The 1154-nt window shown below is 68.3% G+C and carries 2 protein-coding genes; one reads left to right on the top strand and one right to left on the bottom strand.

Annotated elements, in window-relative coordinates:
* The coding region (locus Q7A36_RS40025) for a winged helix-turn-helix domain-containing protein (protein ID WP_305109363.1) at positions 1-563 on the bottom strand (563 nt) is incomplete at its 3' end.
* Between the two features lie 147 nt (positions 564-710).
* On the opposite strand from Q7A36_RS40025, the gene Q7A36_RS40020 reads away from it, so the two are divergent.
* Positions 711-1154: alpha/beta fold hydrolase (locus tag Q7A36_RS40020; RefSeq protein ID WP_305109362.1), on the top strand; the 444-nt coding region annotated here is incomplete at its 3' end.

Raw genomic sequence — 1154 nt, 5'->3', positions numbered from 1 at the left:
CGCAGCTCTGGTCGTGTGATGTGCCCCATCACCCCGGATCCCATCAAGAGCCATGAGGAATTGCGGGCGATGACGAAGAGCCCGCTGCTGCGGGTCAGCGCGGTGATGATCTCCATCGCCATGCCATCGGCGAAATAATCCTGCTCCGGATCGCCGCTCAGGTTCACGAAGGGCAGGACGGCGAGCGATGGCAGCCTGGCTTCGGCCGTCGGTGCGGCGATGCCGGAAGCCGGCGCGTCCGATGCCGCAGCGCCGATCTCCTGGACCGCCCCCACGAACCGAACGCCTTTGCGTGGCAGGGTCCGGATCAGCCGCTGGTCCGCGCCGCTGTCGCCGATGGCACTGCGGGCAGCGTTCACCCGGCTGCTCAGCGTCGCCTCCGAGACGATGCGACCGCGCCAGACCGCGGCCAGGAGATCGTCGCGGCTGACCACGCGGTCGCGTGTTCGAATGAGGAATTCCAGCAGGTCGAAGACCTGCGGCTCGACCGCGACGAGGCCGTTGTCCCGGCGCAGTTCGCGCCGGGCAGTGTCGAGCATGCAGTTGTCGAAAAGGTAGCGCACGGCGCTCCCTACTGCTTCGTTTGGAACCGTAGCGCAAGCGGCCTGCCGCGAAAATCAAGCCCACCTGAAGGAGACCTCCAGGTCGTCTCCAAGCGGATGTCCGGCGGCTCAGGCAGTGTCGCCTGACCGCAATCGAGGATCGCACCGATGCAGGACGCCCCCAACGACCCTGCCCGCCGACAGCTCCTGAGCACCATTGCCGCAACGGTCATCGCCGGGCACCTCGGCACTGCCGGCAGCGCCCACGCCCAAGGTGCGACTGGCGCCTTTGCGCCCCTCAAGAAGGTGGATGCTGGCTTGTTGCGCGTCGGCTACGCCGAGGCGGGCCGCCCGGATGCCCCCGCCGTCCTCCTCCTGCACGGCTGGCCCTACGACATCCACACCTATGCCGAGGTTACGCCGCTGCTTGCCGCCGCGGGATACAGGGTGATCGTCCCCTACCTCCGCGGCTATGGCACGACGCGCTTTCTGTCGGATGAGACGGTCCGGAACGGGCAGCAGTCGGCGCTCGCGGTCGACATGATCGCGGTGCTGGATGCGCTCGGGATCCGGCAGGCGGTGATCGGCGGCTGCGACTGGGGCGCCCGGACG

It is taken from the genome of Paracraurococcus lichenis, assembly GCF_030657435.1.
GTDB classification, from domain to species: Bacteria; Pseudomonadota; Alphaproteobacteria; order Acetobacterales; family Acetobacteraceae; genus Paracraurococcus; species Paracraurococcus lichenis.
Note: the sequence above shows the minus strand (reverse complement) of the source record. Positions and strands in the feature narration are given on the sequence as shown.